Below are 13,987 nucleotides of genomic sequence, written 5' to 3' on the forward strand. Positions count from 1 at the left end.
AGTTAAACTGAATTTTAAGGGATAAGAATAACTTAGAATCGTAATGAAATTGACAGCTTGGTACACGCTACGCAAATTTGTTTATAACAATTTGCATAATGAAGATTATGAGACGCCCTTAAGTCGAGGGTTGAACTATTTTCTTATTGCACTGATTATGAGTAATGCAGCTGCGGTTTTGCTGGAGTCGGTGCAAAAGTACTATGTGTCGTACCATGACTTTTTCTATTATTTTGAAATCTTTTCTATTATCGTTTTTAGCGTCGAATATCTCTTACGTTTTTGGTCAATTGCTGAAGCTAATAGTTTTGAGTCGGATTGGAAAAACCGTCTAAATTGGGTCAAAAGTGGTGGGGCGATTATCGACCTTTTGGCTATTCTACCTGCGTATTTAAACTTCTTTGTTCAGTTCGACTTACGATTCTTAAGAATTGTTCGTTTGCTCCGACTTCTCAAGCTCACCCGCTACTTTGTCTCTCTACAAATTTTATTACGTGTCATTGAGCGCGAAAAAGGCTCATTTCAAGCGGTTATTTTCATCTTAATGATTATGATCATTATGGCGGCTGCAGGGGTGTATTTGATTGAAAGTCAGGCACAACCTGAAGTTTTCAGCTCTATTCCAGCTTCAATGTGGTGGGCCGTAGTCACACTGACGACCGTGGGTTATGGTGATGTGACACCAATTACACCGCTAGGACGCTTTCTTGGTGCGATTATTACCATTTTAGGGGTAGGTTTGGCCGCATTGCCTGCGGGTATTTTAGCCAATGGTTTGGCCAATGAACTTGAGCAGCGTAAAGAAAAACTTGAGCTTAGATTTCGAGAATTAATCCAAAATAGCGATATTGATTTTGTCTTAGAGACAGAAAAAATTGAAGAAGTTCGTAAAGAAGTTGGGCTGACCAAAGAGCAAACACACGATATTATTTTACAGCTCATTCGTGAACAAAAAGAAGAATCTTTAAGGCAAGAGCGTGAGCAATATGCCTATTGTCCACACTGCGGGAAGAAACTACCTGAATGATTATGCCAGTCAGTTAAGGAGTTTCGTATTTAACTTCTTAATGCGGATGACGTTATCGCGTATCGAATAAAACCTAGAGTTTAAAAAATGCCAGTAAGATTCTTAACGGCCTGATATTAATCTGAATGATGGATTGTAAAAGCGTGCATAACAATACGATTGAATTTTTATGCACGCTGATTGTTTTTAGATAAAAGTCATTTATAGGGGGTTAACAAGCCTGATTTGCATCATTTTTACATGCTGATATCGACTTTTTCTCATGCTGAAAAGCCAACAATAAAATAATCAGCCCACCTAAACTTAGTAAAACTCCGACCCAGATTGGAGCTAGCCAACCTAAACCTTGGCTAATTAACCAGCCGCCCAGGAAAGCACCAAAAGCATTGGCAATATTAAATGCAGAATGATTCAGCGAAGCTGCTAAGCCTTGTGCATTACCAGCGACATCCATTAAGCGGGTTTGGAGTAAAGGCCCCAAACCTGCAATACTGAAGCTGACTAAGAAGAGTGCAATAAAAGCAGTGGCAAGGTGATCCATAGACAGGGCACAAAGTACATAAGAGCAGGCATTGGAAACTAAGACCCAAATAATTGCCTTGTTTAAATTTTTATCGGCAAAGTGTCCTGCGACAACACCACCAATGACCAACCCAAGCCCAATACATGCCAGTGCAAACGGAATGACTTGAATGCTGGCATGGGTATATTCAGTCAAAATAGGCGATACATAACTATAGACAGAAAACAGCCCACCAAATCCAATTGCACCGACAGCAAGCGTGATCCACATTTGTGTGTTTTTAAGGCCACGCAGTTCATTTTGAATGCTGGCTGTGTGATCCAGCTGCATTTTAGGTAGGCCAAAACAAATCGCGACCACGGTCAAAAATGCGATAGATGCAGAAAACTCAAAACCTGCACGCCAACCATACAGCTGACCCAGCCATGTCGCAAAAGGTACACCAATCACGGTCGCGACATTCAGCCCCATCATGAGCATGGCGACTGCCGAAGCACGCTTTTGTTTTCCAGCAAAATCGGCAACCACCAAAGCGGCAATACCAAAGTAAGCGCCGTGAGGGAAACCTGCAATAAAACGCGATATCAGCATAGACTCATAGCTGTTTGCGAGAGCTGTACTGGCATTGGCGATACCATAAAATAGCATGAGACCAATTAAGAGCGTTTTACGCGGAACCTTTGCGGCCAGAATGGCAATTACAGGCGCGCCAATAGTCACACCTAAAGCATAGGCACTAATAAAATGCCCTGTGACAGGAATGCTGAGATTGAAACTTTGTGAGATCTCTTGGATGAGTCCCATCGCAACGAACTCAGTAGTTCCAATACAAAAACCACCGAGTGCCAATGCCAAAATAATGACAGATAAGTGGTGGGTTGGCGGGATGCTATTTTCTTGAGAGGACATAAATAGACGAGAAAATGAAAAGTATTATACGTTCTTTATCACATTAAAATTTGGTTGTTCAAAAAAGTTATAAGTGAACTAAGCAAGCGTATATTCATATGAACTCTGAAGGCTCTACACGATGAATATTTATTCATAGCGCTATATTGAGTGGACTTTCTATAAAAAGAAGTCAAATTTAAAGGCAGCAAATACAGATTAATCTGACCTAGTTTGAGAGTTTGGATTTGTTAGGCTAGGGCTGTCCTGTACCAATGATTAGGGTAAGTAACCCAGCCGCAATGAGTGGGCCGACTGGAACGCCACGTAGTAAAGCCACTCCTGCAACGGTTCCGACTAGTAAGCCTGCAACAACATCGGGTTGGTTTGACATCAGTTTTACGCCGCGCCCGCCTAGCCATGCAACCAAAACACCAATGGCGATAGCAAGTAACGATTTAACACTTAAAAAAGATTTAAAAATACTTTCACCGCTAATTCTACCACTTGCAATCGGCACTAAAACTGCAATGGTTAAAATGATAATCCCGATATTCAATCCATGTTGTTGAATTAGTGGAAAGTATTCATTCAGTGGTGTCATCCGCAAAATAATGAGGACTGCAGCAGCAATGGTTACCGCAGAATTGTGACTAAAAATACCGCAAGCCAGTAGGATCAGGAGGACGATCAGATTCAAATCTAAGTTCGGCATAGGGGAGAGACTGGTCAAAAAAACATGTGCATTGTAACGTTTTTTTAGCCACTTTGCCGAATGATCCGAGTTCTTTGATTGATGTCCCTGTATTTCAGTATAAAATGAGCCTTTATTTAAAAATGTGGTGTGCTGATGCTGTTGGAAAAAATGTTGCAGTCGCAAGGATTTGGTTCGCGAAAGCATTGCCAACAGTTGATTAAAAATGCAGCCATTGAAATTGATGGGCAGATCATTACTGACCCTAAACATAAACTCAAATTGGATGCGCTGCACTACAAGGTACACGGCAAGAGCTTTGAATACCGTGAAAAAGTTTATATTGCCTTGAACAAACCTCAAGGCTATGAATGTTCACATCAGGCGACGCATCATTTTAGTGTTTTTGATTTGTTTGACGATGTGCTCTTGAATCGTGGTATTCAGTGTGTGGGTCGTCTAGATCAAGACACCACAGGTTTATTGTTACTCACCGATGATGGTCAGTTTTTACAAGCGCTGACACACCCTAAAAAGCATGTGGCAAAGGTGTATCGCATGCAAACGGTCGACCCTGTTACAGATGAACAAGTTCAACAGCTGGAGCAAGGGGTTGAACTGCGAAATGAAAAAGGGAGTTTTGCTGCAACAGATGTAAAACGCTTAGCTGAATGTGAACTGCAAATGACCGTGCATCAAGGGGTATATCATCAAGTGAAACGTATGCTTGCGGCAGTGGGAAATAAAGTTGAGAGCTTGCATCGTCAGCAAATTGGAGCGCTCGACTTAACGGGGATACCAGATTTAGTCGAGGGACGTTGGACCTATTTAAATGCTGAACAAGTGGCTTTAGCCAAGACACGCAATGATCTTGAGAGTGAAGGTCTTTAGACGCTGAATGCTATAGAAAGCAATGATAGGTCTTAAATTCATTATCCGCTACAAAGCCCATGGCTTCATATAAGCTGTGGGATTGATAATTATTTTTTTGCGTTTCAAGCGTAATACGAATGGCTTTTTCGTGTCGCGCAAACAAAATCGCGGTATCGATCAATTGTTTTGCTGAACCATGGCGACGGTGCGGTGGAGAAACGTAAACATCATCTAAAATATAGTAAGTTGCACAGGCCACAGAAGAAAAGCCTAAATACAGCAGCACAAAACCTGTAATCACATCGTCTTTGACATGAATGAAGATGACGCTTTGTTCGTTTTCAAGGCGAAGTTTAAGGAACTTTTGAGAAAGGGCTAAGTTGGAAGATGCACCATAAAATTGGCGATATTCATCAAATAATACAGCAAGTTTTTCTAAGTCTTCTAAAGTGGCACGTCTAACGATCATGTATTACTCCATGCTGTATTTATAATGTTTACATGAAGCATACCTAAGTTTTGAAAGGGATATTTCTAAAATTTGTTTAGAAATGCAACACTGTTAAGTTTTGTCACTTTCTCCCAAGATTGCAGCTAATTCCTCAAATAGATCAATATGTTCATCGTCTGCAAATAAATCATTGGTTGCAGTTGAGTCTGCGCTGGTGATGTGTTCAACCGCTTTTTGTTCTTGCTTAAGCTTACGTAGTTTAATCAGCTGTTCAAGATTGATGTTCTGGTTTTCGATTGAGAAAGGGATGGATTTGGTTAAAACCACTTGTTTGAAGAACAAACGAACGGCTTGTGCAGGTGTAATTCCCAGTTGTTTAAACACTGCAAAAGCTTGTTTCTTTTCTTGGGAATCGAGTCGAATTTGATAGACTTCTGTTTTTCTCATGATTTTTTAAATAATTTGAACGACTTAAGGGTAGAAGTTATTTTAATCAATTCCATTGTAATTTCAATATTCATACAATGGAATTTTAAATTATTTTGTAATGACAAGCAGATTACAGTGTCAATTCAAAATTGGAGATAAACTGCATAAGCTGTTGAGTTATTGGGTCTTTAAATGAAAGATGCTTGGCTAAGAGCTGTAAAGGCTGACTAAAATCATCGTCGGCTTTATGTACAACTTTAGGATAGAACGGATCATTTTTAATCGGCAGGCCTAAGAAGTTAAGGTGTACACGGAGTTGATGTTGCTTCCCTGTCTCGGGTTTAAGCTCATATTTTGCCCATGTTGCATCATGCTCTAAAAGCATGATTTCAGTTTCACTGTTCGGTGCTTTGTCCAAAACCTGCATGGTGTAGAACGGCTCACCTTTTTGCATATGCAACTTTACAGTATGTGGAAAGTTGAGTTCGCGATGAAAAGGAGCAATTGCATGGTAGGTTTTTTGAACCTGTCGATCTGCAAACATCTGCTGATACATCCCTCGACTGTGAATGCATTTGGAAAACATCACTAAGCCAGCGGTTTCACGGTCAAGGCGGTGGATGGGCGTTAAATGCTCAATGCCTGTTTGTTTTTTCAGGCGCACCAATAGGGTTTGTTGAACGTATTGCCCCGTTGGACTGATGGTCAGAAAGTGCGGCTTATCCACCACTAAGAAATGATCGTTTTCAAATAAAATATCATGCTGAAATGGCACTTCAATTTCGTCCGCTAAAAAGCGGTAATAAAACACATGCTGATTTTCACGATATGCCGAATCTGTATGGAGTACATTACCTACAGCGTCATAGACCAAGCCATCATGAAAGCGTTGCTGCCACTCAGTAGCTTCAATATGCGGAAATTGGTCAGATAAATAAGCCAATACGGTGTGTGGTGCTGGCTTTAATTTAGGCAGAAACACTTTACTTGCGCTCACGCCATTGAGCATGGGAGGGCAAAATTCAGCAGGTTTTATGTTGAGCATGATGTGCAGGCAATATCTAATCGGTTGGCGCAGTTAAATACGAGATTTCAAGCTTGTGGCTTGGGCATTTTGTGAGTCCAGTGCTATCATAATTGTTCTTTTGTCACTTGTCGTGAGTATTATGCAGTATTCATTTAATTTAACGCTCAATAATGAACAAGATACCCAAAATTTAGCGCAAATTTTGGCACAGCATTTTACGACGGGTGTAGTGTATTTAATTGGCGATTTGGGGGCAGGTAAAACTACGCTAACACGCCATTATTTACAGCATTTAGGCCATCAAGGTTCCGTGAAAAGCCCAACTTATACCTTAGTTGAGCCGTATCAAGTTCAAGGGCGTGATATTTTCCATTTTGACTTGTATCGTTTAAACGATCCGTATGAACTGGAGTTAATGGGTATCCGTGACTATTTGGAAACGCCCAATGCATTGTTTTTGTTTGAATGGCCGTCTAAAGGGGGCGATGAGATCCCTGAGGCGGACTTAATTATTGATATCCAAAAATCGGAAGATGAACTGACACGGTCTGCTACCTTAAGTTTCCATTCAGTAGCATTATTACAAGCATTAGAGAGCCAATTAAACAATGCGTGATGATTTAAAGATACGCCGTATTCATACTTTGAATCCTGCTTTAGCCAACCAAATTGCAGCAGGTGAAGTCATTGAGCGTCCAGCGTCTGTGGTCAAAGAGTTACTTGAAAACTCGATTGACGCAGGTGCGACAGAGCTGATTATTCGGGTAGAGCAAGGCGGCAGTACTTTAATTGAAATCATGGACAATGGTCGAGGGATTCACGCTGAAGATCTCCCTTTGGCGGTGATGCGCCATGCGACCAGTAAAATCCAAACCGCTGAAGATTTACATGCAATTGTCAGTTTAGGCTTTCGCGGAGAGGCATTGGCTTCTATTGCAGCGGTGTCGCGTTTAACCTTGACCAGTAGTCAAGCGGATGATGGAATTGGCTACCAAGTTGAAGTCAATGGAACTGCATTTGACCGTCAAGAGATTCAGGCTGTAGCTGCACCGAAAGGTACGCATATTCGGGTACAAGATTTATTTTTCAATGTGCCTGCGCGTCGAAAATTTCTCAAAAAACCTGGCACAGAGTTTGGTCATATTGAGGAAATTGTTCGGCGTTTAGCGCTGACGCATTTCGATATTCGTTTTGTGCTTGAACATAATCAAAGCATCAAACTGAACTTGCCGATTGCAGATAGTGGTGAGCTACGTTTTCAGCGCGTACAACAGTTGCTAGGGCGCACATTTACTGAAAATGCTTATTGGATGGATGCAGATAGCATCAATATGCGTTTAACAGGTTGGTTGGGACATCCCTCCGATGCGCGGGCTCAGGCTGACTTACAGTATGTTTATGTGAATGGTCGAATTGTTAAAGATAAAACCATCTCTCATGCGCTGCGTATGGCTTATGATGGTATTTTGCATGGACATCAGCATGCGGGTTATTTACTTTTTCTGGAAGTAGACCCTGAAAATATTGATGTCAATGTACATCCGACTAAACATGAAATTCGCTTTTTAAATCAACGTGAAGTACATGAATTTGTACGTCATTATGCCAAAGAGACTTTATCGCAGTTTCAAACGGCAACCGCAGATTTATCTGATGCAATGAAGATTGCAGAGAATCAAGCTTCGATGTCTGTGCAGCCTCGTTATCAAGAGCCTTTGCAGTTGCATCGTCGTGTTGAGTCTACACAAACTGGTGAGCAAGCCCCATCGGATGTGCTCACTGACTTTAGTTCAAATCAACCGCAAGGTGTCCATTATTCGGCGCAACCTTCACGCTATCAGGGCTCACAACAGCTCAATAATGCCTTACAAAGCTATTTAGCACCTCTACGTGATACCTCATCTGCTGTTGATCAAGCTCAGCCTTTGGCTGATTTTACAGTGCAAAGCCCAAAAGTCGATGAACATCCGTTGGGAATTGCAATTGCACAATTGCATGGTATTTATGTGCTGGCTCAAAATACAGAAGGGCTAATTATTGTTGATATGCATGCAGCGCATGAGCGTATTCTGCTACAGCAAATGAAGTCCGCATGGGATAAACCAGAGTTTTGGACTTCTCAGCAGTTACTTATTCCCAAAGTGATTAATATCACGCGGATGCAAGCTACACGCGTGGAAGAGCTCAAAGATCAATTGGCGCGTTTAGGTCTTGAAATTGATCAATATGGCGATGAGCAGGTCATTGTTCGTGGTGTGCCTGCGATTTTACATAAAGCCAATTTTGAGGCGCTGGTACCTGAATTACTGAACGATTTGGATCCAAATGATGAAGCGCAGGGCTTACTGCAAAAGCGTGATCAAATTTTAGCGGGTATGGCCTGTCATGGTGCTGTTCGCGCGCATCGCATTTTAGGTCTTTCTGAAATGAATGCTTTGCTTCGTCAAATGGAACAAACTGAATTTGCCAGCCAATGTAACCATGGTCGCCCAACTTGGCGTGCGTTTCCATTGGCTCAACTAGATAAGCTTTTTGCTCGAGGAGAGTAGTTGTACATGTCAACTCAATTGCCGGTCATCAATTTAATGGGGCCAACTGCAAGTGGTAAAACTGCTTTGGCATGTCAGCTCTATGAGCAAGGAAATTTTGAACTGATATCTGTAGATTCAGCATTGGTCTTTAAGGATATGGATATTGGTACAGCAAAGCCGACCAAAGAAGAGTTACTGCAATATCCACATCACCTTATCGATATTATTAGCCCATTAGAAGTCTACTCGGCTGCAAACTTTGTTGAAGATGCATGTGGTCTAATTGATGATATGCATGCACGAGGTAAAACCCCGATTTTGGTGGGTGGAACCATGCTCTATTTCAAGGCACTTTTAGAAGGTCTTTCAAGCAATTTACCGAGCGCAGATTATACTGTTCGTGCTGACATAGAAGCCAAAGGTGAAAGTGAGGGGTGGTCTGCGGTCTATGCTGAATTATGTAGCGTGGATCCACTAGCGGGCGAAAAATTTAAAGTGAGTGATAAACAACGGATTATTCGCGCTTTAGAAGTTTACAAATTGACAGGGCAGCCTATTACTAAACTTCAAGCTGAACAACCTAAAAACGTGCCTTATCGCTATAATTTTCATAATTATGCTTTGATGCCAGACCGTGCCGAATTGCACCAAAGAATTGCACAACGCTTGAAAATTATGTGGGACATCGGATTTTTGAATGAAGTGGAAGCACTTATGAAAAAATACGATTTAGACGAAAATTTACCCTCTATGCGCTCAGTTGGGTATCGACAAGCACTCGAATTTTTACAAAAAGGAGATAAAACTGTCGAAAAACAACGTGAAATGGAGGATAAAGCACTTTTTGCGACACGACAACTTGCCAAACGTCAATACACTTGGTTAAGATCTTTGCAAGAGGCACATAAATTTACAACGTATTCTACTATCACGCAGGCACAAGAAGACTTGCGAAACTGCTACGGATAAAGCAAAATTTAGCTACTATCTTTTTTATAATTTTTAATTGAAAAATAAAGATAGTTTTTTGCGCTGATTTTTAAATTTTTTTGGAGTTATAACATGTCTAAAGGTCAAACTTTGCAAGATCCGTTCTTAAATTCTCTCCGTAAAGAACGTATTCCTGTCTCTATCTTCCTTGTAAACGGTATTAAGTTACAAGGTCATATTGAATCTTTCGACCAATATGTTGTTTTATTAAAAAATACAGTAAGCCAAATGGTTTACAAGCATGCAATTTCTACAGTTGTTCCTGCACGTAACCCACGTCCTGCTGGTGCACCTGCCGGTGCTGGTCAACAAGGCGGCTTTGGCGGTCAACAAGGCGGCTTTGGCGGTCAACAAGGCGGCTTTGGCGGTCAACAAGGCGGTTTTGGTGGTCAACAAGGCGGTTTTGGTGGTCAACAAGGTGGCTTTGGTGGTCAAGGTGGCTTTGGTGGTCAAGGTGGTTTCGGTGGTCAAGGTGGCTTTGGCAGTCAAGGTGGCTTCGGCGGTCAAGGTGGCTTCGGCGGTCAATCGACTGGTTTTGATGGCGAATCAAAATTTGAAGACACTCAAGATGACGAAAATAATCGTTAATTGATTGTTTAAAAAAGCCTCTCACATGAGAGGCTTTTTTTATACCTAATTTTTAGTTTTCATCCAAGTGGAAAATAAAAGACCAGCATTTATGCTGGTCTTTTTATTTATCCAAACTTATGACTTGTTGTTCTTACGGTCTAAGTTAGGATCTTTAATTTCAACATAAGCTCTGTTACGGGTTTCACGTAACCAGCTATCAAGTTCTGCATCAAATTGACGCTCACCTAAAATTTGACGTGCCATACGCTCTTGGTATTCAGCAGTCATGTCTTGTTGACGTGTTTCAGTCACTTGAAGAATATGCCAGCCAAATTGGGTTTGGAAAGGTTTACTGGTTTGACCTACCGGTGTATTTTTCATGGTTTCTTCAAACTGAGGAACCATCACACCTGGGCTGACCCAACCCAAGCTTCCGCCATCACGTGCTGAACCTGTGTCATTAGAGTAGGTGGAAGCTAAGACTGCGAAGTCTTCACCTTTTTGAACGCGGTTATACAGGCTTTCGATCATTTGTTTAGCATTTTCAGGGCTAACCACTTCAGACGGTTGGATCAAAATATGGCGTGCTTTGTATTGGGGCACAATCGCTTTTTGCTCAGCACCTTTGCGTTCAACTAACTTTAAAAGATGCACACCATCTCGTACTGTAATTAAATCTGTGATTTGTCCCACTTGGAGTGGACTCACACGTGCTGCAAGCTCGCTAGGGATGTCAGAAAGTGCTCTAAAGCCCATATCTGCACCTTCAACTTTAGTGCCAGCAGTACTGAACTTTTTAGCAATTGCAGCGACATCGTTGTCGTTTGCTAGTACCGCTTTAACTTGCTTCGCCACAGCGTCAGCATTGTCACCTGAAACACGCACATGTAGCACATGCACTTGGTTTCCAAGTGCTGCTTGACCTTGTGGGGTATTTAAAAAGTTTTTAACGTCTTGATCTGAAATCTGGATACGAGAGGTAACGATTTGCTGACGCAAACGATTGATGGCTAAATCTTCAGCAACGCGACTACGCAAAGAAGCATAGGTTCCTGGTGCCATTTTATCGAGCTTTTGTTGGAATGCTTCTAGGCTAGTGCTACCAGATTGTTTTGCAACATTTAAAACCGCTTCATTCAAGCTTTTTTCATCAGGTTGAATGTTGTAACGCTTCACTTGTTCAAGCTGAGTCTGACGAATAATCAGTTGCTCTAATGCTTGTTGTGCCAAATATTGCTCTGGTGGGACTTGTTTCTTTTGGCTCTCAAGTTGATGTTTGAGCTCAGCCATGCTTGCTTCTAAGTCACTCTTCAAAATGACACTGTTATCGACTACAGCAACAACTTCATCCGACGCATGTACAAAAGTTGGAATAGCGGTTGCGAGAGCTAAAGCCAAAGCACTCGCTTTAAAAAATTGTTTGAACTGTTTTGTCTTCATTAACGGTCTGTCCAAGTCTGATTAATATTGTTAAAGCCTAGAATACGATTTTCTAGTAATGATGAAAGTTTACTGTTGAGTCCGCCTAAGCCTTTAAGTGTAATTTCGGCCATAATTGCACGTTTAGGTTCTATACCTGCAGCATTGACGTCATCCAAGTCGTTATAGTACTCACGACCATAAACGGAGATCCCCCAACAGCAAGACTCGTAATTGACACCAAGGAGGTATTCACGAGCGACATTGTTGTCTAAGTCATATTGAGCGTGGCCCATAATACGCCAGTTGTTATGGATAGGTTGTACAAAAGATGCAACTACTTGGTCGTAATGTTCTTGACGGTCTGCAATTTCTTTACGGTAGAAATAGCCAACGTTATAGAGGTTGCCTTTATCACCCGTAAAGTAAAGTTGTAAGTCGCGTTGCGCATTATCGCCATTTGCCATCCATGCTGAGTTTGCACCGAGGGTAAAGTTTTGTGAGAGCTGGCTAGATACGCTGACAATCGGACCAGAGTGATTTTCTCTATCAAAGACATCTGCTGTTTGGTCAAGCGTTACGCGGCGGTCTTCGAAATAATAGCTTTGGCCCACACTGGCTTTTAAGCGTTCTAAACCCACAGTATCAAATAAGCTATAACTTAAGCCCAGTGACAAGAAGTTATTGTCTTCTAGACGGTCATGGCCATAGAAGCGATTTGCACTAAATAACTGATCATAGTTGATCGATGCTGTTGCAGAGTCAAAGTTTGGTGCGCCATCTTGATTTTTATAGGGTGCGTAGGCATAGAACATGCGTGGACTTAAGGTCTGTAAGAAAGTGCCTTCTTTTTCAAAGGTTAAACCTGCATCAAAAGTCACCTGTGGCACGACATAAGATTTGTCGTTCGATGAGCGGTTGGTGTTGTCAAACTCATTGATAGTGTCTTGATCGTAGAATGTGTTTACATTACGAATAGAGACTTCAGGAATGGCGAAAGCCCATGGTGTGCGGTAGTTATAGCGTACAGAAAAGTCATTATAGACACGGGTGCCGCTTGGTTCAAAGCTATCGTTGGTATCGCCGTCGATAGTCCCAAAGTCCTTTTTAAAGTAAGCCGTATCGTTGTTGAACTCGTATTCTAAGCCCAGTGCATTACCCGCTTTATAGTTGAGTAAGAACTGTGGTAAACGTGCATACGGACGGTCAACGTAGGGTGTAGTTTCGTCTAGTGTTTGGAAGTCTTCAACTTTCAGTTGGGCTTTTAGACCAGGAATTCCATTTTTATAGTTTAACTCCCACGCACGACGCAGGTTTAAGTCTGTCTTGGTGTTTGGGTTATTGCTTAAGTCAGTAAAGTAGTCTTTGTCTGAAGCATAGTTATATTCAAGGTTGGTTGAGAACTGTTCATTGATTTGCCAGTTATGTAAAAAGTGCAAATCTTTACGGTCTTCATCGTCATATTTTCGGTCACCAGCTAAGTACCCCCCCCAAATTTGACCTGAACCAAAGTTTTCGGTCAAATAGCGAAACTCACCCTCAAACATTGGGCCGCGGTCGCTGATATAGCGTGGCGTAACGGTCGCGTCGTAGTTAGGTGCTAAGTTGAGATAAACAGGTACTGCAAGCTCGACACCACCATCATTGGTGAAGCCAAAACTTGGTGTCAAAATACCGGTAGTACGACGGTCATCAATTGGGAAGTTGAAATAAGGAACAGCGAGAACGGGTACATCTTTAACATAAAGTTTTGTACCACGTGTTTCACCACGTCCAGTTTCTTGATTTAACTTAATTTCATCTGCTTGGATTTTCCATGTTGGCGATTGCTCTGGTGGGCAGGTGCTATAAGTTGCATTTTTTAGCGTGGTGGTCGTTTGTGACTCACGTAAGATTTGGTCGGCCCGCCCATGTGCATGTTGTTCTTCTGAAATGTAAAAACTGTTTTTCAGATCGCCTTGTTGAGTTTTTAGGTTGTAATTGATTTGGTCACTTTGCGCTAATAAACCACTTTGCGCCATTTGCACGCGTCCTTCAGCATTGGCAAAGGTCTGGGTTTGATCAATGGTGATTTTATCGGCACGGATTTGACGGCCTTCTTGATCAATCAGGACATTACCTTCAAGAACAGAGTCACCTTGTGGGTTGTAGTGACCATAGTCCGCTGTAATGGTAGATGTCGCATTGGCTGCGTCAGCAGCTTTGGTTTCAGGGCTTACAGGGGTTAACCATGTGCCTTGGCAATACGCGGAGCTTAAGTAACGACCTTGGCGCTGTTGAGCTTCAGGAGATGATTTATCAACGTAGTATTGTTCGAAAAACTTTTGCCCAGGATAGCTTTCTTGTAGTGCTTGTTTTAGCGATTGTTGTTCGTCTGAAATAGACGTGGTTGGTATTGCAGCATAGCTTGTGATTGAGCTACCACAAAGAAGGGTAAATATCGCAGTCGCTAAAGGATTAAATTTAAACTGATGCTTCATGTGTCTCATTTACCAAGTATGCTTAAAACGCAATTAATTATTGTCGCATCATAGAGAAAAAGTTGATAAGTGGCTACACTTAGCA

General features: G+C 41.8%; 13 protein-coding genes. 6 read left to right on the forward strand and 7 right to left on the reverse strand.

Translation table 11 applies throughout. From position 1 onward, the window contains the following. The first annotated feature begins 43 nt into the window (after window positions 1-43). Window positions 44-1,027 (forward strand): ion transporter, encoded by a 984-nt coding sequence (locus tag PTT44_RS05505; RefSeq protein WP_168159267.1) that lies wholly within the window; start codon window positions 44-46, stop codon window positions 1,025-1,027. A 211-nt stretch (window positions 1,028-1,238) separates the two neighbouring features. Here the strand turns inward: PTT44_RS05505 and PTT44_RS05510 are convergent, their stop codons facing one another. Beyond that, window positions 1,239-2,459 carry an MFS transporter gene (locus PTT44_RS05510; protein WP_168159266.1) on the reverse strand — a complete coding sequence of 407 codons (1,221 nt, stop codon included), beginning with the start codon at window positions 2,457-2,459 and terminating at the stop codon, window positions 1,239-1,241. 235 nt (window positions 2,460-2,694) lie between these two features. Beyond that, a complete protein-coding gene (locus PTT44_RS05515; protein ID WP_168159265.1) occupies window positions 2,695-3,153 on the reverse strand; it encodes a DUF441 domain-containing protein in 459 nt (152 codons plus the stop codon). Window positions 3,154-3,288: 135 nt separating this feature from the next. Here PTT44_RS05515 and PTT44_RS05520 point away from each other — a divergent pair, with 135 nt between their 5' ends. Continuing rightward, on the forward strand, window positions 3,289-4,023 hold the full coding sequence (locus tag PTT44_RS05520) for a pseudouridine synthase (protein WP_168159264.1): 735 nt from the start codon (window positions 3,289-3,291) through the stop codon (window positions 4,021-4,023). 10 nt (window positions 4,024-4,033) lie between these two features. Here PTT44_RS05520 and PTT44_RS05525 read toward each other — a convergent pair whose 3' ends face one another. From PTT44_RS05525 to PTT44_RS05535, 3 genes are all read right to left on the reverse strand, one after another. Continuing rightward, window positions 4,034-4,474 (reverse strand): GNAT family N-acetyltransferase, encoded by a 441-nt coding sequence (locus PTT44_RS05525; RefSeq protein ID WP_004696801.1) that lies wholly within the window; start codon window positions 4,472-4,474, stop codon window positions 4,034-4,036. 93 nt (window positions 4,475-4,567) lie between these two features. Then, a complete protein-coding gene (locus tag PTT44_RS05530; RefSeq protein ID WP_004696803.1) occupies window positions 4,568-4,903 on the reverse strand; it encodes a type II toxin-antitoxin system RelB/DinJ family antitoxin in 336 nt (111 codons plus the stop codon). Between the two features lie 112 nt (window positions 4,904-5,015). Then, window positions 5,016-5,930 carry a pseudouridine synthase gene (locus PTT44_RS05535; protein ID WP_168159263.1) on the reverse strand — a complete coding sequence of 305 codons (915 nt, stop codon included), beginning with the start codon at window positions 5,928-5,930 and terminating at the stop codon, window positions 5,016-5,018. A gap of 121 nt (window positions 5,931-6,051) precedes the next feature. On the opposite strand from PTT44_RS05535, the gene tsaE reads away from it, so the two are divergent. The 4 genes from tsaE to hfq all read left to right on the forward strand — a co-directional run bounded on the left by tsaE (window position 6,052) and on the right by hfq (window position 10,021). Beyond that, complete coding sequence (tsaE, locus tag PTT44_RS05540) at window positions 6,052-6,528, forward strand: tRNA (adenosine(37)-N6)-threonylcarbamoyltransferase complex ATPase subunit type 1 TsaE (RefSeq protein WP_026056383.1); 477 nt, start codon at window positions 6,052-6,054, stop codon at window positions 6,526-6,528. Beyond that, window positions 6,521-8,461, forward strand: a complete 1,941-nt coding sequence (mutL, locus tag PTT44_RS05545; protein WP_168159262.1) for a DNA mismatch repair endonuclease MutL — start codon at window positions 6,521-6,523, stop codon at window positions 8,459-8,461. The genes tsaE and mutL overlap by 8 nt, the downstream gene beginning before the upstream one ends. A gap of 6 nt (window positions 8,462-8,467) precedes the next feature. Further along, window positions 8,468-9,412 carry a tRNA (adenosine(37)-N6)-dimethylallyltransferase MiaA gene (miaA, locus tag PTT44_RS05550; protein ID WP_168159261.1) on the forward strand — a complete coding sequence of 315 codons (945 nt, stop codon included), beginning with the start codon at window positions 8,468-8,470 and terminating at the stop codon, window positions 9,410-9,412. A 93-nt stretch (window positions 9,413-9,505) separates the two neighbouring features. Further along, window positions 9,506-10,021, forward strand: coding sequence for an RNA chaperone Hfq (hfq, locus tag PTT44_RS05555; protein ID WP_058951861.1), 516 nt, complete (start codon window positions 9,506-9,508; stop codon window positions 10,019-10,021). A gap of 117 nt (window positions 10,022-10,138) precedes the next feature. Here the strand turns inward: hfq and PTT44_RS05560 are convergent, their stop codons facing one another. Beyond that, window positions 10,139-11,443, reverse strand: a complete 1,305-nt coding sequence (locus tag PTT44_RS05560; protein WP_168159260.1) for a peptidylprolyl isomerase — start codon at window positions 11,441-11,443, stop codon at window positions 10,139-10,141. Further along, window positions 11,443-13,902: an LPS-assembly protein LptD gene (locus PTT44_RS05565; RefSeq protein ID WP_168159259.1), complete on the reverse strand. Its 2,460-nt coding sequence runs from the start codon at window positions 13,900-13,902 to the stop codon at window positions 11,443-11,445. Before PTT44_RS05565 ends, PTT44_RS05560 begins: the two co-directional genes overlap by 1 nt. Window positions 13,903-13,987: the final 85 nt, after the last annotated feature.

This window comes from Acinetobacter sp. Gutcm_16, assembly GCF_028649355.1.
Lineage (GTDB): Bacteria > Pseudomonadota > Gammaproteobacteria > Pseudomonadales > Moraxellaceae > Acinetobacter > Acinetobacter johnsonii.